Here is a 24,197-nt window from a genome sequence, read left to right as displayed (position 1 = left end):
TCTTCGCGGGCAAGCCCTGCTCCTACAGTGATGTGTCGCTCACCCATATTGTGTACGACAGATCACTGTAGGAGCAGGGCTTGCCCGCGAAGGCGTCGATTCAGGCGACGCAAGGCTCAAGGATTCAGGCTCCGGAACGGGTTACTTCTGCGGATGCTCCAGCAGGAAATTCCCCAATGCCTCGAACGCCGGCAAGGTCACCGGGTCGTTCGCCGAATTGCTTGCCACCGGGTGGGAGGCATAACGCACGATCACCATCTCGGCCTTGGGATCGATATAGATCCGCTGGCCATGGACGCCCCGGGCCATATAGGCCCCGTGGTTGTTATGGGTCACCCACCACATGTCGCGATAGCTCCAGCCCTTGAGCAGCGAGTATCCGGCTTTGGCGAATGCGGCCTTGTCAGCCCCACGTCGAATATCCTCGACCACCTTAGCCGGTACGATCTGCTGGCCGTTGGCGCGGCCGTCGTTACGGAGCATTTCGCCGAAGCGTGCCAGGTCTCGCAGACCTGTATTCAGACCACCGCCGGCGAACGGCGTGCCAATCGAGTCAACGGTGAAATAAGCATCCTGCTCGGCGCCCATGCGGCTCCAGATCCGTTCCGACAGCACCTGCGCCACGTTATGCCCGGTGGCCCGGGCGATCACCCAGCCGAGCACGTCGGTGTTGACGGTCTTGTAGGAGAAGGCATTGCCGTTCTCACCTTGCGGTTGCACGGTCTGGAGAAATTCGTAGTAGGTGCGCGGGCCCTGGTAGTCGGCGGGCTTGGGCAAGGGGTTGCCGGCCTGGGCGTGGGCCCAGACACCGGCATTCGGGTCGCCGTAGTCTTCGCTGTAGTCCAGCGCCGTGGTCATGTCCAGTACCTGGCGCACGCTGGCACTGCCGAAGGCCGACTTCGCCAGCTCCGGCACATAGTCCTTGACCTCCTTGTTCACATCGATCAGCCCTTCGGCCACCAGCGTCGCGCCCAGGGTACCGATCACCGACTTGGTCACCGACATCGCGGCGTGCTGGCCCTGGGGAGTAAGCGAGCCGAAGTAGCGCTCGTACACCACCTTGCCACGGTGCAATACCACGATGCCGTCGGTGTAGGTCGCCGCCAGGGATTGTTCCCAGGTCATCGGCGTTTTCGTGTCGAGGGTGGTGAAGCTCAGGCGATCAATGTCATTGCGCAAGGCCGATGGCAACGCAACCGGGCCTTCAAGGCCCCGGGACACATTGGTGGTGGGCATCAACTGGCGAAAGTGCGAGACGCTCCAGCGCAGGGCCGGGAAACGGAAATAGCTGCCGTCCTCGAAGCGCAGGATGCGATCGGCCGGCGGCGGGGCGCCGATCATCCAGCCGAGTTTCGTCGGGTCGCTGGCGGTGGCATCCGGGAAGGGGGCAGGCGCTGTTTCGGCGAGGGCCGTGGAGCAAGCCAGTGCGCTGAACAGCAGGCACAGGCCCGGTCGTGCCCTGTTGAAATACGTCTTGAACATATGAGCCATCCTTGAATCAGTGGGCAGAGCTTGGACAACCGGGCACGTTTGTGCAACCCGCTGCGACGTCGCAGGCGAGCGGACCGGGGGCGGGGAGAGTGGCTTTTGACAGCGTGAGGCCTTTTGCGCGGTAGTGATTCGTATTGAGTCGCCACAATGCTAAAGTCGCTTCTTTTTTTCGGCAGGGAATGGTCATGCGGATGTTAATCGGGGCGTTGGCGGCAGTGGCGTTGGCGGGCTGCATGGGGCCTGCGATGAACCAGACCCGTACCACCGGGCCGACCAAGAGCTTCACGTCGAGCAAGGCCGAGGATGTCGTGGCCCAGTGCATTCAGTTTGCCTGGCAGGAAGAGGCGGTGTTCGGTGTCGATGCGGCAGCTTATCTGCAACCCGGCTACAAGAGCGGCTCGACCGTTTATACCCGGGGCTCGGAGTTTTTTGCCGACGTGCGCCGCGAAGGCGCGGACACGCGGGTCGACTACTACGCGACCGTCAGCAAGCCGATTGGTGTGAGAAGGCTGGCCGCGCTAGCAACCTGCCTGTAACCCCTGGCTCCTACAAGGGCGGTTTGCTCAGCGCACCCTTGACCGCCCCCAGCGCGATATTGTGCATCAACGCCCGATAGGTCGCCGCATCCAGTCCGGCTTCCTCGGTCCAGGCCGGCAGGTTGTTCAGCAGGCAGAGAAAGGTCCGCACGGTGGTCAGGGCCAGGGTGGCGTCGGTCGACAAGCCCAACGGCCCCAGCAACTTGATCAGATGACTTTCATAACGCCTGCGCAAGACCAGGATCGCTGCCTGGTGCGCGGCTTCCAGGCAATGGAACTCATGCTCGGCGACCCGGAAGAAATCACCCTTGGCGCGATGCAGGTCCAGGTGCGCGGCAATCAGCTCGTTCAGACGCTTTTCCGCCGAGCGCGCGCTGCGCACCGGTTGCGTGACAATCCCCAACAGCTCCAGGTGCAGACTCTCGATCAGTTCGAAGAGCAAGGCCTGCTTGCTCTCGATATGGTTGTAGATCGAGCCCGCCTGGATGCCCAGGTGCCCGGCCAGTTCACGCAAGCCCACTTGGGCGAACCCGCGCCGGGCAAACAGCGCCACGGCTTTTTCGCGGGTTTGCAGATGGCGCGAGGCCCGTGCCTGAAGCTCGGCTTCCGGCACGGCGGCGAGGGCTGCACGGGGCATGACGATCAGCGCTCGTAGCTATAGAAGCCGCGACCGCTTTTACGGCCCAGATAACCGGCGGCCACCATTTCCTTGAGCAACTGCGCCGGACGGTACTTGGGTTCGTCGAAGCCCGAGTGCAGGCTTTCCATGATCGCCAGCAGGGTGTCCAGGCCGATCAGGTCCGCCAGGGCCAGCGGGCCGATCGGTTGGTTGCAGCCCAACTGCATGCCGGCGTCGATATCTTCGGCGCTGGCCAGGTCTTCCTGGAGCACGAAAATGGCTTCGTTGATCATCGGACAGAGGATGCGATTGACCACAAAGCCCGGGCGGTTGCGGGCGGTGACCGCGGTCTTGCCGATCTGGCTGGCCAGGGCCATGGCCTGGGCATGGGTGGCATCGCTGGTCTGCAGGCCACGGATGACTTCCAGCAGGCCCATCATCGGCACCGGATTGAAGAAGTGCAGGCCGATAAAACGCCCGGGCTGGTCGATGGCCGCCGCCAGTTCGGTGATCGACAGCGACGAGGTGTTGGTGGCGATAATGCATTCGGCGCTGGCCACTTCGGCCACCTGCCGCAGAATGCGTTTTTTCAGCTCGAGGTTTTCCGTGGCCGCCTCGATCACCAGTTCGGCCCGGGCCAGCACCGCGTAGTCGCTGCTCAGGCTGATGCGGCCGAGGGCGGCTTGCTTGTCCTCGGGGGTGATCACGGCCTTGCGCACTTGCCGGTCGAGGTTGCCGGTCAGGGTCGCCAGGCCTTTATCCAGGGCCTGCTGCGAGACGTCGATCAGCGACACTTCAAGACCCGCCACCGCGCAGACCTGGGCAATCCCGTTGCCCATGATGCCGGCGCCGATCACGGCGATACGTTGAATACTCATGTTCTGTTGTCCTTAAACCCGTTCGAAGATAACGGCGATACCTTGGCCGCCGCCGATGCACATGGTGGCCAGGCCGTAGCGGCCGCCGGTGCGATGCAGTTCATGAATCAGTTTGGTGGCGATGATCGCGCCGGTGGCGCCCACCGGATGGCCCAGGGCGATCCCGGAACCGTTGGGGTTGACCTTGGCCGGGTCGAAGTCCAGCTCCTGGCTGACGGCGCAGGCCTGGGCGGCGAAGGCGACGTTGGCTTCGATCACATCCAGGTCGGCCACCGTCAGGCCGGCGCGCTTGAGGGCCAGGCGCGTGGCGGGGATCGGGCCCAGGCCCATCAGTTCCGGTTCGAGCCCGGCATGGGCGTAGGCCACCAGGCGGGCCAGGGGTTTCAGGCCGTCGCTCTGCAGCGCGGCGCCGGTGGCCAGCAACAGGGCGGCGGCGCCGTCATTCAGGCCCGAGGCGTTGCCGGCGGTGACGGTGCCGTCTTTCTTGAAGGCGGTTTTCATCTGTGCCAACTGTTCCAGCGAAGTCGCTCGCGGGTGCTCGTCGACACTGAACAATTGAGTGCCCTTGCGGCTGCGCACTTCCACCGGGACGATCTGCGAGGCGAAACGACCCTCTTCGATGGCACGGCTGGCGCGCAGCTGTTCTTCCAGGGCCAGGTCGTCCTGCATCTGCCGGGTAATGCCATTGCGTTCGGCAATGTTTTCGGCGGTGATGCCCATATGGATGCCGTGGAACGGGTCATGGAGAATGCCCAGCATGTAGTCGATGGCCTGGACATTGCCCATGCGCGCGCCCCAACGGGCCGAGGGCAGCAGGTAAGGGCCGCGGCTCATGGATTCGGCGCCGGCACCGATGGCGATATCGGCGTCGCCAAGCAACAGGGTCTGTGCCGCCGAGACAATCGCCTGCAAGCCCGAGCCGCAGAGGCGGTTGACGTTGTAGGCCGGGGTTTCCTTGGGAATGCCGGCGTTGATCGCGGCGACCCGGGACAGGTAGGCGTCCAGGGTGTCGGTGGGGATCACGTTGCCCATCACCACATGGCCGACCCGCGCCGGATCGACGTCACTACGTTGCAGGGCGGCCTTGACGGCGGTGGTGGCCAGTTCGCTCAAGGGAACGTCTTTCAGCGAGCCGCCGAAAGTACCGATGGCGGTACGGGCGGCGCTGACGATATACACTTCGGGCTTTGACATGGGGGCAGTCCTGATTATTGTGGGGATCAGCTTGCATGATCCTGGTTGGAGTGGAGGCAGTTCATCCAGTGCGGCCAGTCTAGGACCGTCGGTCCACTCGGCCTATGCCGAAACTGCTCAGTAAACCTGTGACTTTTTGCCATACGCAGCTTGGGATTCATGAAAGAAAAACATTCGGTGTCGTCCTACTTCATTAAAGCCCTGCTGGTGCGTTTTCTCGACCGCCCGCAGCGCATTGCCGAGCTGCTGCAGGCCGCGGGCTTTGCCGAGCGTTCCCTGGACGAACTGGGGGAGCGGGTTGCACCGAAGCTGCTGGCACAACTCTGGCTGACGGTGATCCGCGAACTGGGCGACGAGTTCTTCGGCTTCGATTCCCACGGCATGCCCATCGGCAGCTTTGCCCTGATCTGCCGGGGGCTGATCCAGGCGCCGACCGTGGGCAAGGCCCTGGGTCTGTCGCTGGAGTATTTCGCCCTGTTCCTGCGGGATATCGATGCCCAGGTGCAGGTCCGTGGCAAGCGGGTGGTCGTGGTGATGCGCACCGAGACCCAGGACCCTTACCTGCAAGCGGTGATTACCGAAACTTTCCTGATCCTGATCGTCGGCCTGATGTGCTGGCTGGCCGGACGGCGCATTCCCATCAGCCGTGCCCGCTTCGCCCATGCCCGTCCGCCCCATGGCGATGAACATCTGCTGTGGGGCGCCTACGTGGAGTTTGACGCGGCGGTGACCGAGATCGAATTCGAGCGCGAATACCTGCGCTTGCCGGTGCTGCAGGATCGCAAGTCGCTCTACACTTTTTTGCGCGATGCGCCGCAGTCGGTGTTTATCCGTTTCCGCAATCGCGAGGGTTTCAGCGCCCGGGTCCACCAGCGCTTGCGGGCCTGTGGTTATGACCATTGGCCGACCCTGGAGCAACTGGCGCTGGAGTTCGATATCCACCTGGCCAGCCTGCGCCGGGCGTTGCAGCGCGAGGGCTTTTCCTATCAGGAAATCAAGGACGAAGTGCGTCGGGCGATCGCTTTCGAGCGGCTGCGCAGCAGCACCATGAGCATTGCCGATATCGCCCAGGAAGTGGGTTTTCGCGAGCCCAGTGCCTTCCACCGCGCGTTCAAGCAGTGGACGGGGGAGAGCCCCGGGAGTTTTCGTTTACGCGGATCGCAAGGATCGGCACAGTCCTGACGGATTCAGCTATAACCTTCGTTTCATCCATCGCTGTCCACTCACCGAGGAACCGTTCATGCCGTCCCAGCATCTGACCGAATACGAAGACGCCAATCCGGAAGTTCGCGCCGTCTACGACGACATCATGCATACCCGCAAGGTCGACCAGGTCAATAACTTCTGGAAGTGCCTGGCCGCGCACCCGCCGACCCTGCGCCGGACCTGGGAAAGCCTCAAGGAGATCATGGCCCCCGGCGCGCTGGACCCGCTGACCAAGGAGCTGATCTACGTCGCGGTCAGCGTTACCAATAACTGTCCGTATTGCATCGCTTCCCACACCGCCGCCGCGCGCAAGGCCGGGATGACCGACGAGATGTTCGGCGAGTTGCAGGCGGTGGTAGGCATGGCCAACGAAACCAATCGCCTGGCCAACGGTTATCGCATTCCGCTGGATGAGGCGTTCAAGCTGGATTGAGGCGACACTTCGCTGCCGCAGAGACCCAAGGACGGTTTGTCATGTTCAGTCATATCCAGCTCGGTGCCCGTGATCTGCCGTTGATGATCGCTTTCTATGGGGCGGTACTGGCCGAGCTTGGCCTGGTGCGCATGGCCGACGACCAGGACAGCGGTCCGCCCGGTGCCGGCTGGCAGATGCCGGGGTGGGATTGGCCGCAGTTCTTTGTGCAGAAACCGTTCAACGGTCTGCCCGCGACCTGGGGCAATGGTGTGCAGGTGAGTTTTGCCGCCGGGTCCCAGGCCCAGGTTCGCGCAGCCTGGACCAAGGCGCTGGAGCTGGGGGCCCGCGACGAAGGCGCGCCCGGTTTGCGGCCTGACTATGCCGCCGATTATTACGGTGCCTATTGCCGTGATCCGGAGGGCAACAAGCTGTGTTTCGTGCACACGGCTCAGCTGGCGCAACTCAACGCCCGATAATCGTGTTTCGCGATCGGACAGCGCTACACGATCTCCTACAGGGATCGCAGCCAACCCGCCAGCGCAAGGGGCTAGACCTTTGTCGTTGTGCCGCGCTCGAGAAACCGATAGATCCGCTCATCCTCCGAGTGCGCCACGTTGAAGCGTAACCAGGGGACCACTCGCGCATCGGGCATGAACAGTTGGCCCGGTGCGAGCAGGATGCGCTCTTCACGGGCCTGCATCGCCAGTGTCGTGGAGTCCTCCAGCGCCGGATGTCGCGCCCAGAGAAACAGGCCGGCGCGGGGTTCGGTAAACAGCTCCATGCCGACGCCTTCCAACCGCCGGGCCACCGACTCGTGGGCCTGGGCCAACTGCTCCTGCAATTGCTTGACGTGCTTGCGATGCCGGCCCTGCAACAATACGTCCAGCACCAGTTCTTCAGCGAGCTGTGAGGAGGTCAGGCCGCTGACCAGCTTGAGCGGCACCAGCTCTTCAATCAGCTCGGCATGGGCGGCGATAAAACCGACCCGCAGTGCCGGCGCGACGGTCTTGGAAAAACTGCCGATATAGACCACCCGCGACAGCTGGTCCATGCCCGCGAGGGCCTGCTGGCCGCTGGGGTCGAGGTCGGCGTAGATATCGTTTTCGACGATCAGGAAGTCGTGTTTTTCCGCCAGTTGCAACAAGCGATGGGCTACTGCCAGGGACAGGCTGGTGCCGGTCGGGCATTGCAGGCGGGTATTGGTGAAGAACACCTTGGGCTTGTGCAGTTGCAGCAGCGCCTCCAGGGCCAACAGGTCGATGCCGTCGCGGGTCCGTGGCACACCGATCAGCCGCGCGCCCTGCAAGCGCAGGTTGAGAAACAGGTTGTGATAACCCGGTTCGTCCACCAGCACCGTGTCGCCGCGTTGCACCAGGTAGCGCACCATCAGGTCCAGGGCGTGACTGCCGCCGCTGGTGAGCAGGATCTGTTCCGGGTGGGCGGCGATCCGCGTGTCGGCGAGTTTTTCCGCGAGACGGGCGCGCAGTTTCGGATTGCCCTTGGCGTTGCCGTAGCCGCAGAAACTGTCCGGTTCACTACGGGCCAAGGCGCGCAGGCTGCGTTGCACGCCATCGCGGTCGGACCAGGATTCGGGCAGCAGGCCGATGCCCGGACGCAGGTCCATGTCCATGCCCTGGAAGACCTTCTGCAACAGCAGGTAGGCGTCGAAATCGAACTCGTTGTCGTCGTCGGCCTGCGGTGGTTGGGGCTCGCTGCTGACCGCGCCGCCCAGGTCGCGGACATAGAAACCGGCATTGCGCACCGGCGTCAGGTAGCCCAGGGCGACCAGCCGGTCATAGGCCTCGACGGCGGTGAAGTGACTGACCTTGTGGGTCTGCGAGAACTTGCGGATCGACGGCAGCTTGCTGCCGGGGCGCAGGCGCTGGTCCTTGATCGCCTGGCTGATGCCGGTGACGATCTGGCTGACCAGCGGGGCCTGCGATCCGGGGTCGAGGAACATCATGGGAGCGTTCATCCAGGCAGGGGGTGAGCGGCAGGTGTACTGGTAAAAAGACCATCACAGTGATGCGTGCACGTCGCCTGTTCTGTTCATGGTCGCCGGTAGACCGGTGCTGCAAGATCGGTTCATCGCCGATCACTGTTGTTGGCCAAAACATACCACGAACCAGGATGCCCCATGCACGACACCCACTTGCCGATTGATCGCACGCGCATTTCCAACCAGGAGTGGGAGGCCCGTTGCGAGCTGGCCGCGCTCTACCGACTGATCGCGTACTTTCGTATGACCGATCTGATTGACACCCATATCTCGGCGCGGGTCCCCGGCGAAGAGGGGCACTTCCTGATCAACCGTTATGGCGTGCTGTTCCATGAGATGTGCGCTTCGGACCTGGTCAAGATCGATCATGACGGCGCGGTGGTGGATGCGCGGCCAGGGGAGCACCACGTCAACCGGGCCGGTTTTATCATCCACTCGGCGATCCACGCTGCCCGCACCGATGTCGCCTGTGTGGTGCACACCCACACTTCGGCGGGTATCGCCGTCGCCGCCCAGGAAGAAGGGCTGTTGCCCATCAGCCAGCATGCGCTGAAGTTCTATCGACGCCTGGGTTATCACGACTATGAAGGTATTGCCCTGAACCCCGACGAGCGTGCGCGGCTGGTCAGTGACCTGGGTTATCACAACGCGATGATCCTCCGGAACCACGGGCTGCTGGCGGTGGGACGTTCGGTGGCGGAGGCCTTCAACCAGATCTATTTCCTCGAGCGGGCCTGCCAGGCCCAGGTCCAGGCCATGGCGGGTGGACGGCAACTGCGCTTCCCCTCACCGGCGGTCTGCGAGCTGACCGCGCAACAGTCCGACAACGAGCTGGACGAGGATTACCCGAAGCTGGCCTGGCAATCGGCCTTGCGTCTGATTGCCGGGGACCTGCGCGACCACCGCCGCTGAAGCCGGGGCGTTCCACCGTGCAACTGGCCCCAGAAGCCAGGCCAAAGGGGTAGGTCCCCATCGCACACCCATGCAAGGCATGCTTCAACGCTACGAAAACCCACTCTGCCAAAACCAATAATCCTAGAGGTAGACATGAAGAACACAGCAATCGGCGCACTGGCCCTGACCCTGATGGCATCGACGGCCATGGCCGGCGAGATCACCGTGATTTCCTTTGGCGGCGTGAGCAAGGATGTGCAGACGCAAGCGTTCTACCAACCCTTCGAGAAGGCCACCGGCAGCAAGGTGGTGGCAGGGGAATACAACGGCGAAATGGGTCGGATCAAGGCCATGGTCGATACCCATAGCGTCAACTGGGATGTGGTGCAGGTCGAGGGGCCGGAGCTGATTCGCGGTTGTGAGGAGGGGCTGTTCGAGCACCTGGACATGAGTGCCATCGGCAAGCCGGCGGACTTTGTTCCGGGGACCTTGTCCGAGTGTGGTGCGGGGTTGCTGGTCTGGTCGATGGCCATGGCCTACAACGCTGACAAGTTGAGTGTCGCGCCGACCGGCTGGGGAGATTTCTGGGACGTGAAGAAGTACCCGGGCAAACGCAGCCTGCGCAAGGGCGCCAAGTACACCCTGGAAATCGCCCTGATGGCGGACGGTGTGCCGCTGGCGGATGTCTACAAGGTCCTGTCCACTCCAGCGGGTGTGGACCGGGCATTCCGCAAGCTGGACCAGATCAAGGGCAGCATCCAGTGGTGGGAGGCGGGTGCCCAGCCGATGCAGTTCCTGGCCAGCGGCGATGTGGTGATGAGTACGGCGTTCAATGGTCGGGTGTTTTCGGCCCAGGAGTCCGGGGCGAATGTGAAGGTGGTGTGGAACGGCAGCATCTATGCCATCGATGCCTGGGCGATTCCCAAGGGCAGCCCGAACAAGGCGCTGGCGGAACAGTTCATCGGCTTTTCCCTGCGGCCGGAGAACCAGAAAATGCATACGGAGAAGCTCGGCTATGGTTCGACCAACCTGAAGATCCAGCCGTTGTTGGCGCCGGCATTGGCGGCCCGGTTGAACACCGCGCCGGATAACCTGGCCCAGGCGATGCCGATGGACAACGGTTTCTGGGTTGATCATGGCGAAGAGCTGGAACAGCGCTTCAATGCCTGGGTGGCGAAGACCCACTGAGACCGGATAGACACCACCGACCTGTAGGGGCATGGCTTGCCAGCGAAGCTTTTGGCGATCTTGAGGGCCTCTTCGCTTCGGTCTGGCATCCCGGTAAGCCTGGCTCCTAGGCGGCCTGTGCGGGTCTTAGCATTTTGACCCACTCGGCGGACAGGCGATGGCAATCCCCAGGCCAGCGCGCGGTCAGCAGGTTGCCGTCGCGGACCACGAAGCCACGGCCCGGCCTGGCGGCGGAATCGCGCAGCAGCGCTGGCGGGCCCTGGGAAAAGTCTTTTGGCGTGGCCAGCGCCGCCTTGATCTCGGACTCGACGGTTTGTGGATAGGTCCGGTAGTAGCGGCCGAGCCACGGCGCAGTGATCAGCCAGGCAGCCAGTTCCATGGTGGTGGACAACAACGCGGTGACCTTGCGCCCGTGGAGCACCGAGCGCCCGCTGTCGGGGTCGAGGGTGCGGGCCAGCAACAATGGGCCGTGGCACACCGAGGCGACGGGTTTACCGGTTTTGAAGAAATGCAGGACGATGCGCTTGGCTTCGTCCGACTCCAGCAGGCTGCGCATGCCCTCGGCATGTCCGCCTGGCACGAACAGCCCTTCGAACTGCGTGGGGTCGACATCGGCGTAGGCCAGCGGTTGGCGGAAGTACTCGTCGGTGATCATCGTGTTGTAGCTTTGCAGATCGCTGTCGCGGGTCATCAGCATGGGGTTCAGCAGGCCGAAGCCATGCTCCACCAGGCGTGGGTCGGCGTAGGCCGGGGCGCCCAGCGGGGTGGCGAAACGCACCTCGATTCCGGCCCGGCGCATGGCTTGCCAGGGCACACTGCTTTCGGTGGGGTCGTAGTCGGAGTGGGGGAGCAGGATAAGGATCATGCAGGTGGGCTCGATTTCTACGGGGTAGAGATCGAGGATAGCAGCAGGATCGTTATCGGGCCGTGCCGGATAACGCTATGAAACCTGTAGGCGATAGCACAACAACAGCGTACGCCGACCTGTAGGAGCCGGCTTGCTGGCGATGGCGGCCGGACAGTCTATGCAAGACTTGCTGGCCTCATCGCTGGCAAGCCGGCTCCTACAGAATCGGGGCCTGTCGCAGGGCGGGTGTTGTTCGCCCTGTCGAGGCCCGTCGGCAGCTAGCGCTCGATCGCCAGCGCCACGCCTTGCCCACCGCCGATGCACAAGGTCGCCAGACCTTTTTTCGCATCGCGCTTGAGCATTTCATGCAACAGCGTTACCAGTACCCGGCAGCCCGATGCGCCGATCGGGTGACCCAAGGCAATCGCACCGCCATTGACGTTGACCTTGGCCGTGTCCCAACCCAGTTCCTTGCCCACCGACAACGCCTGGGCGGCAAAGGCTTCGTTGGCCTCGATCAGGTCCAACTGGTCGAGGGACCAGCCGGCCTTGTCCAGGCAACGACGGGTCGCGCTGACCGGGCCGATGCCCATGATCGCCGGGTCGACGCCCGCGTTGGCATAGGCGGCGATCTTCGCCAGCACCGGCAGGCCGAGGGCCTTGGCCTTGGCGGCGCTCATCAGGATCACGGCGGCGGCCCCGTCGTTCAGCGACGAGGCGTTGCCGGCGGTGACCGTGCCGTCCTTCTTGAACGCCGGCTTGAGCTTGCCCAGCGACTCGGCGGTGGTACCTGCGCGAGGTTGTTCATCGGTAGCGAAGGCCACCGGATCGCCCTTGCGCTGGGGAATCAGGATCGGGGTGATTTCGTCGACGAAACGCCCGGCTTCAATGGCGGCAACGGCTTTCTGCTGGGACGCGGCGGCAAACTCATCCTGGGCTTCACGACTGATATCGTACTTGGCCACCAGGTTCTCGGCGGTGATGCCCATATGGTAATCGTTGAACGCATCCCACAGTCCGTCACTTATCATGGTGTCGACGATCTGCGCGTGTCCCATGCGCAGGCCGGTGCGGGCACCGGGCATCACGTAGTTGGACAGGCTCATGTTCTCCTGGCCACCGGCGATGATCACCTCGGCATCGCCGCAGCGAATCGCCTGGGTCGCCAGGTGCAGGGCCTTGAGGCCCGAGCCGCAGACCTTGTTCAGGGTCATGGCCGGCACCGCGTGGGGCAGGCCGGCCTTGATCGCGGCCTGGCGCGCGGGGTTCTGCCCGGCACCGGCGGTGAGCACCTGGCCCATGATCACTTCATCGACCAGCGCACCGTCCAGGCCGGTCTGTGCCAGCAACTGGCGGATCACCGCGGCGCCCAGGTCCACGGCGGAGATATTCGCCAGCGAACCCTGGAAACTGCCCACTGCGGTGCGGGTGGCGGCCACAATCACTACATCTTGCATCGCTTCATTCCTCATCAGGAAAACTGCATTTCAGGCACGTGGTCGGGAACGATCAGTTTACCCGCGGTCTTGCTGACAATCTCTTCGACGCTGACGCCAGGCGCGCGCTCCTTGAGAATGAACGCGCCGTTTTCGATTTCCAGGTAGGCCAGGTCGGTCAAGACGCGCTTGATGCAGCGCGCGCCGGTCAGCGGCAGGCTGCAGCGCGACAGCAGTTTCGACTCACCGTCCTTGGACGCGTGGGTCATGGTGACGATGATGTTGTCCGCGCCGGCCACCAGGTCCATGGCACCGCCCATGCCCTTGACCAGCTTGCCGGGGATCATCCAGGAGGCGATGTTGCCCTCGACGTCGACTTCAAAGGCGCCGAGCACCGTCAGGTCGATATGGCCGCCGCGAATCATCGCGAAGGACTCGGCGGAGGAAAAGATCGAAGCGCCGATACGGGCGGTGACGGTTTGTTTGCCGGCGTTGATCATGTCGGCATCGACTTCGTCATCGGTCGGAAAGGCGCCCATGCCGAGCAGGCCGTTTTCCGATTGCAGCATGACTTCCATGCCGGCGGGGATGTAGTTGGCGACCAGGGTCGGAATGCCGATGCCCAGGTTCACGTAGTAGCCGTCCTGCATTTCGCGGGCAACGCGCTGGGCCATTTGTTCGCGGGAAAGTGCCATGTTCTTGTTCTCCGTTAGTCGAGGGAAGGGCCGGGGTTCACTTGCGCACGGTGCGTTGTTCGATGCGCTTTTCGAACGTGCCGCAGATGACCCGGTCGACGTAGATACCTGGGGTATGGATCTGCGCCGGGTCCAGCTCGCCGGGTTCGACGATTTCCTCGACTTCGACCACGGTGATCTTGCCGGCGGTCGCGGCCAGCGGGTTGAAGTTCTGGGCGGTGTGGCGATAGATGACATTGCCGAAATGGTCGGCTTTCCAGCCTTTGACAATGGCGAAATCACCGGTGATGGACTCTTCCATCAGGTACGGACGGCCGTTGAACTCACGGGTTTCCTTACCGTCGGCGACCGGGGTGCCGACCCCGGTGGCGGTGAAGAAAGCCGGGATACCGGCACCGCCGGCGCGCATTTTTTCGGCCAGGGTGCCTTGGGGGGTCAGCACCACTTCGATTTCACCGCTGAGCAGCTGTTTTTCGAAGAGGGCGTTTTCGCCGACATAGGAGGCGACCACCTTGCGGATCTGCCGGTCTTCCAGCAGCACGCCGAGGCCGAAGCCGTCGACGCCGCAGTTGTTGGAAACCACGGTCAGGTCGCGGGTGCCCTTGCGCTTGATCTCCGCGATCAGGTTCTCGGGAATGCCACACAGGCCGAAGCCGCCACTCAGGACCGTCATGCCATCCTCGAGCCCGGCCAGGGCTTCTTCATAGGAAGACACGCGTTTATCGAAACCTGCCATATGCACCATCCTCTTGTTGTTTGTCGGACTCGCCGTTGGAGGTGAGTGTTGCTCCGGAAGATATATTTGTTAAGTTGATTTTTAGGGTCGATTGATTGATAAAGATCAAGAATGCCCTTTTCTCCAGTAGAGACCTCGTTCATGACCGTTAAACAGCTTAGGGCCTTTCTGGCCGTTGCCCAGAGCCTGAGTTTCGCCGTGGCGGGCGAGCGTCTCTATTTGTCGCAATCGGCCCTGAGCCTGACCATCAAGGCCCTTGAAGAAGGCCTGGGCGGGCGACTGTTCAGCCGCAATACCCGCAATGTCGCCCTGACCCCGGAAGGCGAGGTCTTGGTGCCCCTGGCCCGGCGCCTGATCGCCGACTGGGACAATGCCGAGGACGAACTGCGCCAGCGTTTCACCTTGCAGCGCGGTCGCGTGACCCTGGCCGCCATGCCGTCATTCGCCGGTAACCTGCTACCACCGATCCTCAAGACCTTCCGAGCACGCTATCCCCAGGTCAATGTCACGGTCAACGACGTGATCAACGAGCAGGTCCTTGAAATGGTCCGTGATGGCCAGGTGGAACTGGGGGTGGCCTTCGAACCGCAGCAGGGCTCGTCGCTGGCGTTCACGCCGCTGTATATCGACCGTTTCGTCGCGGTGGTGCCGGCGGATTCGCCCTGGGTCGACCAGGCTGAGATCGATTGGCCCACCTTGTTGACGCAGCCCTTCATTACCTTGCAGCGCCCCTCCACGGTGCGGGTGATGCTGGAAGAACATCTGCGGGCGCGGGACATGAGCTTGCCGGTGGAGTTCGAGAGCCATCAACTGGCCACGGTGGGGCGCATGGTCGCCAGCGGGTTGGGGGTGAGTGCGGTGCCGGCGTTGTGTGTCGGACAGATGCGCGAGCTGGGCGCGCGTTGCATCACCTTGTGCGATCCGGTGGTCGAGCGGGCCATTGGCGTACTGACCAAACCTGGTCATGAGCTGTCGGCGGCGGCCCAGGCATTGTTTGATGTGTTACAGGAGGAAAAATTAAGTTACTTGAATTTCGAAAAATAACTGCTTTGCGTGTGGACCTTTTCCGGCGATGCGCAATCATTACCCCATGAATATCCGAAGGAGGTGTGTATGTTCATCCGGTCTTTGACCCTCGCTGTACTGTCCATCGTTGCTACAAGTCCCGTCTGGGCGGCCGATGAGCCGTCTCCGCTGGCCCAGGATCTGGGGAAAAACCGTCCGTTGATCGTGATTGCGCCGAGTACGGTGGATCCCACATTGGTCGGTCTGAAGAAGGCGATCGAGGATCCGGCCAACAAGAAGGACATCGACGATCGTCAACTGGTGCTCTACGAAGTGGCCCAGACCGTCGGCAAGCGTGCGGGCAAATGGATGGAGCAGCCGGCCACCATGGCGCTGATTCGCGGGCTCAAGCTGGGGGTCACGCCGGAGGACAAGTCCACGGTGATCCTGGTGGGCAAGGACGGCGAGCAGAAGGTCCTCGAACACGATGGGCCGATTGCATTCAAGGATGTGCTCAGTGCGGTCGATGCGTTGCCGGCCTCGGAGAAAGCCACTGTCGCGCCTGCGCCAGCGGCGCCGCCGGAAGCCAAGCCGGCCAAGGGGGCGAAAGGTACCAAGGCCGAGAAGGCCGGTAAGGCGGCAACACCGCCCAAGGATCTGGAAGACTGATGTCGGGCAGCATTGATCAGGATTAGTCCATAAGAGGCGATGGCCATGTCGGGCGTTCACAAAGCAGCACAACTCGGTTTCAGCGCTGAAGCCAAAACCTATGCCCACGGGCGCCCTGACTATCCGGCCGAGATGTTGTCGTGGCTGCGCGATACCCTGGGTATTGCGCCGGGCGGGCAGGTGATCGACCTCGGTGCCGGCACCGGCAAGTTCACTCGCTTGCTTGAGGCGACCGGAGCCACGATAACGGCCATCGAGCCGGTCGAGGCGATGCGTGCCGAGTTGGTCGCGCGCCTGCCGGCGGTCCGGGCGCTGTCGGGGACTGCCGATGCGATACCGCTGGAGTCCGGGGTTGGCGACGCGCTGCTGTGTGCCCAGGCGTTTCACTGGTTTGCCCATGAAGCGGCGCTTGCCGAGATTCACCGGGTACTCAAGCCGGGCGGGCGACTCGGACTGGTGTGGAATGTGCGTGACGAGTCGGTTGACTGGGTGGCGGCCATTACCCGGATCATTACGCCTTACGAGGGCGATACTCCGCGTTTTCACACGGGGGCCTGGCGTAAACCGTTCAACGGCCGCTACTTCTCGGCGCCGGAACTGAGCTGTTTTGGGTACAGTCATGTGGGGACGCCCGAGGAAGTCATCATCGACCGCTTTCTGTCGGTCAGTTTTATTGCGGCATTGCCCGCGGCGGAAAAGGCACAGGTCACCGAGCAGCTTCAGACCCTGATTCAAACCCATCCGGCCTTGCGCGGCCAAGAGACCATCGCCTTTCCTTATCGGACCGAGGCGTATCGCTGCATTCGCCTGGACTGATACCGGCTGGTCAGCTTGACGCCCGCTGGTTAGGATCGTGCCTTGTCGTGGTTCATGGTCAAGGAGCGGGTATGAAGGGCAGCTGTGCTTGCGGGGCCGTCGAATATGAAATCGACGCTATCGATATGCCGATCGGGCATTGTCATTGCCACACCTGTCGCAAGACCCACGCGGCGGCGTTTGTGAGCACTGCCGGGGTCAAACGTGAGCATTTTCGCTGGCTCAAGGGTCAGGAAACCCTGACCGCCTATGAATCCTCGCCGGGCAAGCTACGCTATTTCTGCTCGCGGTGCGGTTCGCATCTGATGGCCGAAAGGCCGCATCTGCCCGTAGTGATTGTGCGTGTCGCGACCCTGGATGAGGATCCGGGCCTGCTGGCCGAGCATCACATCTGGGTATCCCATGATGTGCCATGGCTGCGTTATGAAGGCGTGGTCGAGCATTCGGAGTGGCAGCCGGGACGCTGACTGAAGGCCTGCGCGCTAATCTGCATGTGTGATCCACACCGTCCGCATGGCACGATGGTTATAACGTTAGATTATATTTATATAAAGAGTCATAACGTTAGCCGCTATGCTGCCCGCCAGATTTTTATGTCGTCTCGCTAGATTCTCCAGGGCTTGCTAATGGATGTCGGTAATTTCGGTTTTGTCGTTGCAGGCTTGGTGGTCGGTTTTATTGTCGGGATGACCGGCGTCGGTGGCGGCTCGTTGATGACGCCGATCCTGCTGTGGTTCGGCATCAACCCGGCCACCGCCGTGGGCACGGACCTGCTCTACGCCGCGATCACCAAGTCCGGTGGCGTTCTGGTTCACCGGAAAAATGACAATATCGACTGGAAAATTACCGGCTGGCTGACCCTGGGCAGCGTACCGGCGGTGTTGTTGACCTTGTGGTTTCTGAGCAGCCTGCACACCGCGCCCGAAGCCTTGAACAGCATCATCAAGCAGTCGCTGGGTTTCGTGCTGTTGCTGACGGCACTGGCGGTGCTGTTCAAGAACAAGTTGCTGGCGTTTGCCCATCGGCGTGGTGTCGATCACTCGAAGATCAGTGACTCGAAGTTGAACGGGCTGACGGTATTGACCGGCCTGATCCTCGGCACCATGGTCGCCTTGACCTCCATTGGTGCCGGCGCCCTGGGTACGGTGGCCTTGTTTATCCTCTATCCGTTCCTGCCGACCCGGCGTCTGGTGGGCACGGAAATCGCCCACGCGGTGCCGCTGACCCTGGTTGCAGGCCTGGGGCACGCGAGCATGGGCAATATGAACTGGGAACTGCTGGGCTTCCTGCTGATGGGCTCGCTGCCGGGGATCTACATCGGCAGCCATCTGGCGGGACGGGTTCCGGATAACCTCTTGCGGCCGTTCCTGGCGGTCATGCTGTTTTCCATCGGCTACAAGCTGGTGTTCTGATCGCTATCGGTTGAATCCGGACAGCAAGGCGTCCAGCAGACTGCGCACGGCGGGCACCATGCCCCGCCGGGAAGGGTAGATCGCGTGCAGGCTGCCGCTGGGCGATGGGCAGTCGGGCAGTATCTGCACCAGACGGCCCTGCATCAGATCGTTCTTAACCAGGCTTGTCGGCAGTTGCGCTATACCGATTCCCCTCAAGGTTGCTTGCAGCAGTGTCTCCAGGTCATCGGTGGCCAACCTTGGCTGGTGGGTCAACACGACGGGGTGTGGCGCCTGGAAATGCCATTGATATTTATCGTTGGTGTTGGCCATGGCCAGGGTTGGCATACGCGCCAGGTGGTCCAGTTGAGTGAGCGGTGCATGCTGTGCCAACAAGGCCGGACTCGCGACCAGAATGCGCTGGGAGGTCAGCAGCGGCAGCAGCGTCAACTCGGAGTCATCCAATGGCAGCAGGCGTACGCGCAGGGCGATATCCAGGCCCTCCTCGATGACATCGACACGCCGGTTGGTTGCATCGAGCATGATCCGCACCGCCGGATTGTCCACCAGGTATTGCGCCAGAATGGCCCTGGCTCCCATCTGCAAGACCCCCAATGGGCAACTGATTCGGACCACGCCCCGTGGCGAAGCGCGGGTTTGATCGATGGCTGTCTTTGCCGCCCGGGCTTCCTCCACCAGGGCCACGCAGTGCTGGTGAAACAGGCGGCCGGCGTCGGTCAGGGAGACCCGTCGCGAATTGCGATTGAGCAGGCGTACGCCCAATTCCGTTTCGAGTGCACTGATACGGCGGCTGAGCTTCGAGGTTTGCAGTCCCATCGCCTTCGCCGCTGCTGTAAACCCGCCGTGATCCACCACCTTGGCGAACAGGTACATATTGTTCAAATCCGTCAGAGGGTCCATTGCCGGTCTCGTGCTGGTTTATCGTTCTATTTTCTACAAGGTAGCGTTGCTTTTACAGCAGTTCTTCTTGGTTGGTTTCAAATTTATGCTCTTTAACGCGGCAATCAGCCGCTTTTTCAGGAGCTGAAATGTTAGAGCATCGATTCAAGTCCGACCTCGGCGGCGGCGACTATGGCTGGCTCAAGGCCCGCCATCATTTCAACGTAACGGCTGATGGCAATCCCGCGCACCGTCCGCTGGGGGCTCTGGTGGTCTGGAATGACGACGAGATTGCGCCAGGCACCGGTTTCCCGATGCATGGCCACGAAAGCATGGAGATCGTTTCCTACGTGCTGGAAGGTGCGGTGAGCCATCAAGACAGTGTCGGCGGACAAGGCCGTACCGAGGCCGGTGACGTGCAGGTGATGAGTGCCGGGACCGGCATTCGACATCAAGAGCGCAATGAGGGTGACGTTCCGTTAAGACTGTTCCAGATCTGGTTGCGGCCGCGGGAAAACGGTGGACTGCCCAACTGGGGTATGCGGCCTTTTCCCAAGTCTGATCGGGCCGGCCAATGGGTCGTGTTGGCCAGTGGAATGCCTGACGATGAAAGCGCTCTGCCGATCCGCGCCAACGCTCGTGTGCTGGGGGCGACTCTTAAGGCCGGCCAGAGCCTGAGCCAATGTTGTTCGACTACTCGCCAGGGTTATCTGGTGCCGGTGCTCGGCGCGGTGAAGGTCAATGGCGAAAGGGTCGAAGCGGGGGACGGGATTGCCATGAGCGAGGAGTCGATGCTTGTTGTCGAGGCTATCGAGGATACCGAAGTCGTATTGGTCGAGGTGTTTTGAGCATGAAGACGATCATCATGACCGGCGGGACTTTCGGTCTGGGGGAGGCGACAGCAAAGCAACTGAGCGCCACCCCCGGCACCCAGTTGATCCTTGGCGGGCGAGAAACCCGTTTGCCGCTGGAGCTGGCGAGCTTGAGCCGTGTCAGGCAATTCGCCAGGCAGGTGCTTGAGACGCTGGGCAAGACGAAGATCAACGCCCTGGTGCTCAATGCCGGACTCAGCTTTCCCAAGGCGGCGCGCACGGTGGACGGCTACGAGACCACCTTTGCGGTCAATCATCTGGGCCACTATCTGTTGTTGCGTCTGCTGGCGCCGGCGTTGGCGCGAGAGGCCATTGTGGTGATCACCACCAGTAACACCCATGACCCGATGTTCAGTCCGGTTGCGCCGTTTCCCTTTGTCGATGCGCAACAGCTGGCGCAGTTGGACCTTGGGAAAGGCGCGCAGGGTGGTGTGGCGTTCGAGCCCGGGTTTCGCGCCTACGCCACCTCGAAGTTGTGCAATCTGCTGACGGCCCGTGCCTTCGCGGCTTCAGCCGAGGTCAAGGCACGCCGTTTGCGGGTTATCGCTTACAACCCGGGTTATATCCCCGGCACAGGGCTGGGGCGTAATTTGCCTGTTGGGGCGTTGCCTGCGCCGGCCATGGCATTGAGTCCCTATTTTGCCGATGTCATGCGCATACAAGCCGGGGAGTTCCTGGCCGATCTGGCGTTGGGGCGGATTGTCCCGCCGAGAGGGCGGTTGTATGCGTCCCTGGTGAGAGGTGAGCTGACTTGGCCGCAGCCGTCCGAATTGGCTCGTCGTGATGATGTGGCGCAGCAACTGTGGAATGACAGTGCAGTGTTGGTGGGGATGGACAGCCCGGCGCCTGCACTTGTCATGTGAAATTTGCGAACGTAACCGCTTGATGTTTGCAGCCATTAGTTGTTCTAAGAGTGTGCGTGAGTGATCCGTCTGGTGAAGAAATCAACGGCATGTTGCCGGGTACCTACCGCCTGCAGTGTCGCTGCCGGGTCGAGTCCGAAGCGTTTTGCGGAACCTGTGACCAGGCTTTTTTGAAGATCGTTGAGCGCCGCAGTCGGCGATGGCTGCGCGAAGGTAGTCGCAGCCGGCGCTGATATAGGGGGTAAATCAACACGAGGTGTATTCAGGGTGAGCAACTGATTGAGCGTCGGCGCATTCGCAATCCGCTTGCTGGTGAGCATGTCCTGCGCCGGGATGCCGATCCAGTCGCGCAAGGTGGCCAGAATACTGGTGTGATCGTACGGTGCATTCGGGGTGTCCGATCTGAACACCGTACCGGCCTGGATGTAGGGTGAGACCACCACTGTTGGCACGCGTACGCCAAAACGCGTGAAGTCGAAGCCGTTACCATCAAGCGGACGGGCCTGGTCAGGTGGAGTTGCATTGAATGGCGGGGTGACATGGTCGAAACAACCACCGTGCTCGTCGTAGGTGATGACAAGCAAGGTCTGGTTCCAGCCCTTCGATGTACTGACGGCGTTCCAGATTGAATACAGAAAGGCTTCGCCCGCTTGAACATCATGAGGGGGATGCTGGTCGTTAGGGTCGACCAGAAAGCTGGGCTCGATAAACGAATAGCGTGGCAGCGAGTTGGTCTGGCATGCATCCAGAAACGCGGAAAAACCTCTGAAGTGGGGACTCAACATGGGGTCCCATAATTTCGGGAACATCGTCCGGGTCAGCGAGGGGGTGAGGATGGTATTGCTGTAGACGCCCCAACTGCATCCGATCGATCCCAGGACGTTGAAGATGGTGGGGACATCCCAGGCGAATGGATCGGGAGGCGTGCCATTGTCCACATTGCCATTGGACGTCCCGGCGTGAGCAAAGGCGCGGTTAGGCCAGGTCTGGCTGGGCACGGAGGCGAACCAGGCATCGGAAACCGCATAGGCGCGGGCCAATTTGGCCAATACCGGCAGCTGCGCCGGGCTGTAGCATTGCATGATCTGATCGGGATTGGCGGTTTTCGTGGTGGTGTAATTGTCGACAAAGCCCATGGGCGGCGTATTGTCGGGGCTGACTGGACCGTCTCTGAACAGCTGGTAGGTGACGTTGGCAAAGGTTTCTTGCGGATCGGGGTCTGGAACCTGAAAACCGCTGGCCTGCAGGGTCACTGCCACATGACGCGCAGGGGTGGAGTTCGAGCAGGGGTTGGACATGCCAGGTTGCAGGCCGTCAAATCGAGGGGCGCTGGTCGCCGGCAAGACCTGCGACGGTGGGCTGTCATTTGGATAGAGCCAGCCAAGCATCGTATCCAGTGAGCGGTTTTCCAGCATGACAACGACGACATGTTCAATTTGATTCATGGCTTTCACCGTCAGTGATCAATTGTATGTCTTGCGAAGTGCTATCTCACGCCTCCTACGGCCCGGTATGCGGCCGCTCCATACGCCACCGCCAGGGCGCCACCTATGATATTGACCAACAATAGCACTCCTGCAAGCAGTAGGGCCCGTCCCCATGATCTAGAGTGCGACGCTTTGAAAAGGTCAATCTTGGTCCTTTGACCGTTATGAACTATGACTTGTGGCAAGCCGAGCACCGTGAGCAGCCGGTCGTGGATCGTCTGGTTGCTGCCTGAGCCCCTATTGGCAAATGATCCTACGCCGAAAATGCACCTCCCTGCTGATGGGTTAGGCTTGTTATTCGACTCCGACACAATGAAAAAAGAGCATTGCCAAGACGTAAGTGGAGGCCGATGATGGATCGTATAACTCAACTGTTCATACGCGTTGCACCGCAATGCCTGGCGACCACCCGACAACCGGAGTCCGATCATGAATGAACAAACCTGCGCCTGCCCGCACTGTACCTGCAAGGTTGGTGAGCATGCGGTCGTGCGTCATGGTAAGCACTACTGCTGCCAGGCGTGCGCCGACCATCACCCGAATGGTGAACCTTGCACGGCTTCAAAATGCCACTGTGCAGACAAACCTAAGTAAAAGTTACATCTTTCTTGGTTGCGCAATACGCCTCAAGTTCTTTGCTACGTACGGCGACCAGATTCTCCTGTTCACTGCGTCGCTGACACGGCTTTTTTGGTGGTATAGCCAGGCACACCCTGAAGCTGCGCGGATAGCCAAGGAGCAGGGGATCGGTATTTACTGCAATGGCAGCATCATTGTGATCGGTGACACACCGGGGCAGGGGATGAAGCCTGCGTGCCGGGCATAAAAGTCTGCGAGCCGGTCATTCAGGGGATGGACCAGAACGGCTGTTGAGCCCACCGTTTCGGAGGCGCTGATACAGCGTTCGATTGCATCCTGTAGCAGATCGATAGCATAACCGTTGCCCTGAGCGACGAGACTGATGCCGATCCGACCGATGATGGTAACGGGATGCTGTCCCGGCGAATTACGTTGCCGACTCTTCGGTACCACGGACGCGCGCATGGCCGACCCGTTGGATAGGGTGTAGTAGCCGATGACCTTCTGGGTACCTTTGAGACAAATCACATAGACCACCGCGTGTTTAGCGGCCTGGGCTTTATGTGCTTTTTTGACGAGGTACTCATTGATCGAGCTTTCACCACAATCGAAATCGTTCAGATCGTGCTGCTCGTTTAGCTTTGCGGGAGCGCTCAGCTCCAGCGTTTTGGCCTTGCCAGGAGTTTTTGCAGGCACTGGTTCCCTCGCACCGGGTTGTCTTCCAAAGCTTTCTCGAATGAGTCAAACGCGTCCTCATCGAGTACGAACAACCGCTTGTCCAAGATGACCTCTTCAGCTTTCTGGCAGGCTGCTTCCAGAATGAAGCTGGTACGGTCACGGCCTGACAAGGCAGCAGCGATATCAATCAAATTTCGTTTCTTGATGTCTGCCCGCATATTGATAGGTACGGGCTTTTCTTTCGTCGGTTCTGGCTGGCTGGTCTTCAGCATCATGAAACCCTCTATGGGGGCGCTCTCTGTCGTCGGCAGGTGGAGCAGACCTGCGGCACAATCGTAGCATTCCTGTGTATCAGATGTAAGTGCTGTGTATCTCATTGATATACGGTCTCTGCGGTGAATTGTGTTCGATCGTTGATGCCAGCCAAGCGTTGATGCGTGCTTAGATTGCACTCGGAGCTTGAGGGCGTCCACACATCGAAACCTGCTGAAACAAAGGCTTTGCGCAGTGATCAGACACAAACAAAAAAGCCCTGAACAGGTTCAGGGCTTTCCGGTGTTTCAGTCTATTCACCCAAGGTGAACAGCCGCATCAATCCCAGCTCAACGCCCCACCAGTCTGATACTCGATCACGCGGGTCTCGAAGAAGTTCTTCTCTTTCTTCAAGTCCATGATCTCGCTCATCCATGGGAACGGGTTGGTGGTCCCCGGGTACTCTTCCTTCAAGCCGATCTGGCTCAGGCGACGGTTGGCGATGAACTTGAGGTAGTCCTCCATCATCGCCGCGTTCATGCCCAACACGC

General features: G+C 61.3%; 27 protein-coding genes and 1 pseudogene. 14 read left to right on the top strand and 14 right to left on the bottom strand.

Translation table 11 applies throughout. The annotated features are described in order from the left end of the window. Window positions 1-141: 141 nt before the first annotated feature. Window positions 142-1,482, bottom strand: coding sequence for a serine hydrolase domain-containing protein (locus HX830_RS25405; RefSeq protein ID WP_177103343.1), 1,341 nt, complete (start codon window positions 1,480-1,482; stop codon window positions 142-144). 194 nt (window positions 1,483-1,676) lie between these two features. Between HX830_RS25405 and HX830_RS25400 the strand changes: the two genes are divergently transcribed. Then, window positions 1,677-2,027 (top strand): hypothetical protein, encoded by a 351-nt coding sequence (locus HX830_RS25400; RefSeq protein WP_177103341.1) that lies wholly within the window; start codon window positions 1,677-1,679, stop codon window positions 2,025-2,027. Between the two features lie 10 nt (window positions 2,028-2,037). Here HX830_RS25400 and HX830_RS25395 read toward each other — a convergent pair whose 3' ends face one another. The 3 genes from HX830_RS25395 to HX830_RS25385 are packed head-to-tail and all read right to left on the bottom strand — an operon-like array spanning window position 2,038 to window position 4,718. Then, entirely contained in the window at window positions 2,038-2,664 is a 627-nt protein-coding gene (locus tag HX830_RS25395; protein ID WP_177103339.1) for a TetR/AcrR family transcriptional regulator, read from the bottom strand. Between the two features lie 5 nt (window positions 2,665-2,669). Next, window positions 2,670-3,524, bottom strand: a complete 855-nt coding sequence (locus HX830_RS25390) for a 3-hydroxybutyryl-CoA dehydrogenase (protein ID WP_152737548.1) — start codon at window positions 3,522-3,524, stop codon at window positions 2,670-2,672. 12 nt (window positions 3,525-3,536) lie between these two features. Further along, on the bottom strand, window positions 3,537-4,718 hold the full coding sequence (locus HX830_RS25385) for an acetyl-CoA C-acyltransferase family protein (RefSeq protein ID WP_177103336.1): 1,182 nt from the start codon (window positions 4,716-4,718) through the stop codon (window positions 3,537-3,539). 159 nt (window positions 4,719-4,877) lie between these two features. Between HX830_RS25385 and HX830_RS25380 the strand changes: the two genes are divergently transcribed. Genes HX830_RS25380 through HX830_RS25370 form a run of 3 tightly spaced genes read left to right on the top strand, consistent with a single transcriptional unit; the run spans window position 4,878 to window position 6,815 of the window. Further along, the gene (locus HX830_RS25380) at window positions 4,878-5,900 is read left to right on the top strand and encodes an AraC family transcriptional regulator (protein WP_177103334.1); all 1,023 of its coding nucleotides are present in this window, start codon (window positions 4,878-4,880) and stop codon (window positions 5,898-5,900) included. A 58-nt stretch (window positions 5,901-5,958) separates the two neighbouring features. Next, window positions 5,959-6,357 carry a carboxymuconolactone decarboxylase family protein gene (locus tag HX830_RS25375; protein ID WP_177103332.1) on the top strand — a complete coding sequence of 133 codons (399 nt, stop codon included), beginning with the start codon at window positions 5,959-5,961 and terminating at the stop codon, window positions 6,355-6,357. A gap of 41 nt (window positions 6,358-6,398) precedes the next feature. Continuing rightward, entirely contained in the window at window positions 6,399-6,815 is a 417-nt protein-coding gene (locus HX830_RS25370) for a VOC family protein (RefSeq protein WP_177103329.1), read from the top strand. Window positions 6,816-6,886: 71 nt separating this feature from the next. On the opposite strand, the gene HX830_RS25365 is transcribed toward HX830_RS25370, so the two are convergent. After that, window positions 6,887-8,302, bottom strand: a complete 1,416-nt coding sequence (locus HX830_RS25365; RefSeq protein ID WP_177103327.1) for an aminotransferase-like domain-containing protein — start codon at window positions 8,300-8,302, stop codon at window positions 6,887-6,889. Between the two features lie 174 nt (window positions 8,303-8,476). Here HX830_RS25365 and HX830_RS25360 point away from each other — a divergent pair, with 174 nt between their 5' ends. Next, window positions 8,477-9,250 (top strand): class II aldolase/adducin family protein, encoded by a 774-nt coding sequence (locus HX830_RS25360; protein ID WP_177103325.1) that lies wholly within the window; start codon window positions 8,477-8,479, stop codon window positions 9,248-9,250. A gap of 135 nt (window positions 9,251-9,385) precedes the next feature. Then, a complete protein-coding gene (locus HX830_RS25355) occupies window positions 9,386-10,420 on the top strand; it encodes an ABC transporter substrate-binding protein (protein WP_177103323.1) in 1,035 nt (344 codons plus the stop codon). A 106-nt stretch (window positions 10,421-10,526) separates the two neighbouring features. On the opposite strand, the gene HX830_RS25350 is transcribed toward HX830_RS25355, so the two are convergent. From HX830_RS25350 to HX830_RS25335, 4 genes are all read right to left on the bottom strand, one after another. Next, entirely contained in the window at window positions 10,527-11,285 is a 759-nt protein-coding gene (locus HX830_RS25350; RefSeq protein WP_177103321.1) for a DJ-1/PfpI family protein, read from the bottom strand. A 260-nt stretch (window positions 11,286-11,545) separates the two neighbouring features. Next, window positions 11,546-12,724 (bottom strand): acetyl-CoA C-acetyltransferase, encoded by a 1,179-nt coding sequence (locus tag HX830_RS25345; RefSeq protein WP_152737553.1) that lies wholly within the window; start codon window positions 12,722-12,724, stop codon window positions 11,546-11,548. Between the two features lie 14 nt (window positions 12,725-12,738). Next, window positions 12,739-13,398 (bottom strand): CoA transferase subunit B, encoded by a 660-nt coding sequence (locus HX830_RS25340; RefSeq protein WP_100943506.1) that lies wholly within the window; start codon window positions 13,396-13,398, stop codon window positions 12,739-12,741. 37 nt (window positions 13,399-13,435) lie between these two features. Next, on the bottom strand, window positions 13,436-14,134 hold the full coding sequence (locus HX830_RS25335; RefSeq protein WP_121139145.1) for a CoA transferase subunit A: 699 nt from the start codon (window positions 14,132-14,134) through the stop codon (window positions 13,436-13,438). 141 nt (window positions 14,135-14,275) lie between these two features. Here HX830_RS25335 and HX830_RS25330 point away from each other — a divergent pair, with 141 nt between their 5' ends. The 5 genes from HX830_RS25330 to HX830_RS25310 all read left to right on the top strand — a co-directional run bounded on the left by HX830_RS25330 (window position 14,276) and on the right by HX830_RS25310 (window position 18,036). Then, on the top strand, window positions 14,276-15,178 hold the full coding sequence (locus HX830_RS25330; protein WP_103499280.1) for a LysR family transcriptional regulator: 903 nt from the start codon (window positions 14,276-14,278) through the stop codon (window positions 15,176-15,178). A gap of 69 nt (window positions 15,179-15,247) precedes the next feature. Beyond that, window positions 15,248-15,808 (top strand): DUF4174 domain-containing protein, encoded by a 561-nt coding sequence (locus HX830_RS25325; RefSeq protein WP_177103319.1) that lies wholly within the window; start codon window positions 15,248-15,250, stop codon window positions 15,806-15,808. A 45-nt stretch (window positions 15,809-15,853) separates the two neighbouring features. Beyond that, the gene (locus tag HX830_RS25320) at window positions 15,854-16,624 is read left to right on the top strand and encodes a class I SAM-dependent methyltransferase (protein ID WP_177103317.1); all 771 of its coding nucleotides are present in this window, start codon (window positions 15,854-15,856) and stop codon (window positions 16,622-16,624) included. A 71-nt stretch (window positions 16,625-16,695) separates the two neighbouring features. Continuing rightward, window positions 16,696-17,091, top strand: coding sequence for a GFA family protein (locus HX830_RS25315; RefSeq protein ID WP_103499282.1), 396 nt, complete (start codon window positions 16,696-16,698; stop codon window positions 17,089-17,091). A gap of 159 nt (window positions 17,092-17,250) precedes the next feature. Continuing rightward, window positions 17,251-18,036 carry a sulfite exporter TauE/SafE family protein gene (locus tag HX830_RS25310; protein WP_177103314.1) on the top strand — a complete coding sequence of 262 codons (786 nt, stop codon included), beginning with the start codon at window positions 17,251-17,253 and terminating at the stop codon, window positions 18,034-18,036. A 3-nt stretch (window positions 18,037-18,039) separates the two neighbouring features. On the opposite strand, the gene HX830_RS25305 is transcribed toward HX830_RS25310, so the two are convergent. Next, window positions 18,040-18,936: a LysR family transcriptional regulator gene (locus HX830_RS25305; RefSeq protein ID WP_177103311.1), complete on the bottom strand. Its 897-nt coding sequence runs from the start codon at window positions 18,934-18,936 to the stop codon at window positions 18,040-18,042. Window positions 18,937-19,064: 128 nt separating this feature from the next. Between HX830_RS25305 and HX830_RS25300 the strand changes: the two genes are divergently transcribed. Together HX830_RS25300 and HX830_RS25295 are read left to right on the top strand one after the other, a co-directional pair. Continuing rightward, on the top strand, window positions 19,065-19,763 hold the full coding sequence (locus HX830_RS25300) for a pirin family protein (RefSeq protein WP_103499285.1): 699 nt from the start codon (window positions 19,065-19,067) through the stop codon (window positions 19,761-19,763). A 2-nt stretch (window positions 19,764-19,765) separates the two neighbouring features. Next, complete coding sequence (locus HX830_RS25295) at window positions 19,766-20,650, top strand: SDR family NAD(P)-dependent oxidoreductase (RefSeq protein ID WP_218171391.1); 885 nt, start codon at window positions 19,766-19,768, stop codon at window positions 20,648-20,650. Window positions 20,651-20,694: 44 nt separating this feature from the next. Here HX830_RS25295 and HX830_RS25290 read toward each other — a convergent pair whose 3' ends face one another. Then, window positions 20,695-22,095, bottom strand: coding sequence for an alkaline phosphatase family protein (locus HX830_RS25290; RefSeq protein ID WP_103499288.1), 1,401 nt, complete (start codon window positions 22,093-22,095; stop codon window positions 20,695-20,697). Between the two features lie 471 nt (window positions 22,096-22,566). On the opposite strand from HX830_RS25290, the gene HX830_RS25285 reads away from it, so the two are divergent. Continuing rightward, window positions 22,567-22,731, top strand: a complete 165-nt coding sequence (locus tag HX830_RS25285) for a metallothionein (RefSeq protein WP_100943706.1) — start codon at window positions 22,567-22,569, stop codon at window positions 22,729-22,731. A 159-nt stretch (window positions 22,732-22,890) separates the two neighbouring features. Here HX830_RS25285 and HX830_RS25280 read toward each other — a convergent pair whose 3' ends face one another. The 3 genes and pseudogenes from HX830_RS25280 to HX830_RS25270 all read right to left on the bottom strand — a co-directional run. Continuing rightward, the gene (locus HX830_RS25280) at window positions 22,891-23,412 is read right to left on the bottom strand and encodes a GNAT family N-acetyltransferase (protein WP_247263497.1); all 522 of its coding nucleotides are present in this window, start codon (window positions 23,410-23,412) and stop codon (window positions 22,891-22,893) included. After that, window positions 23,370-23,669 carry a type II toxin-antitoxin system TacA family antitoxin gene (locus HX830_RS25275; RefSeq protein ID WP_247263498.1) on the bottom strand — a complete coding sequence of 100 codons (300 nt, stop codon included), beginning with the start codon at window positions 23,667-23,669 and terminating at the stop codon, window positions 23,370-23,372. Before HX830_RS25275 ends, HX830_RS25280 begins: the two co-directional genes overlap by 43 nt. 316 nt (window positions 23,670-23,985) lie before the next feature. Next, window positions 23,986-24,197 (bottom strand): annotated as a pseudogene (locus HX830_RS25270) (ribonucleotide-diphosphate reductase subunit beta); the annotation flags it as partial.

Source organism: Pseudomonas gingeri, from assembly GCF_013385425.1.
Taxonomy (GTDB): domain Bacteria; phylum Pseudomonadota; class Gammaproteobacteria; order Pseudomonadales; family Pseudomonadaceae; genus Aquipseudomonas; species Aquipseudomonas gingeri_D.
This window is presented reverse-complemented; position numbering and strand designations above follow the sequence as displayed.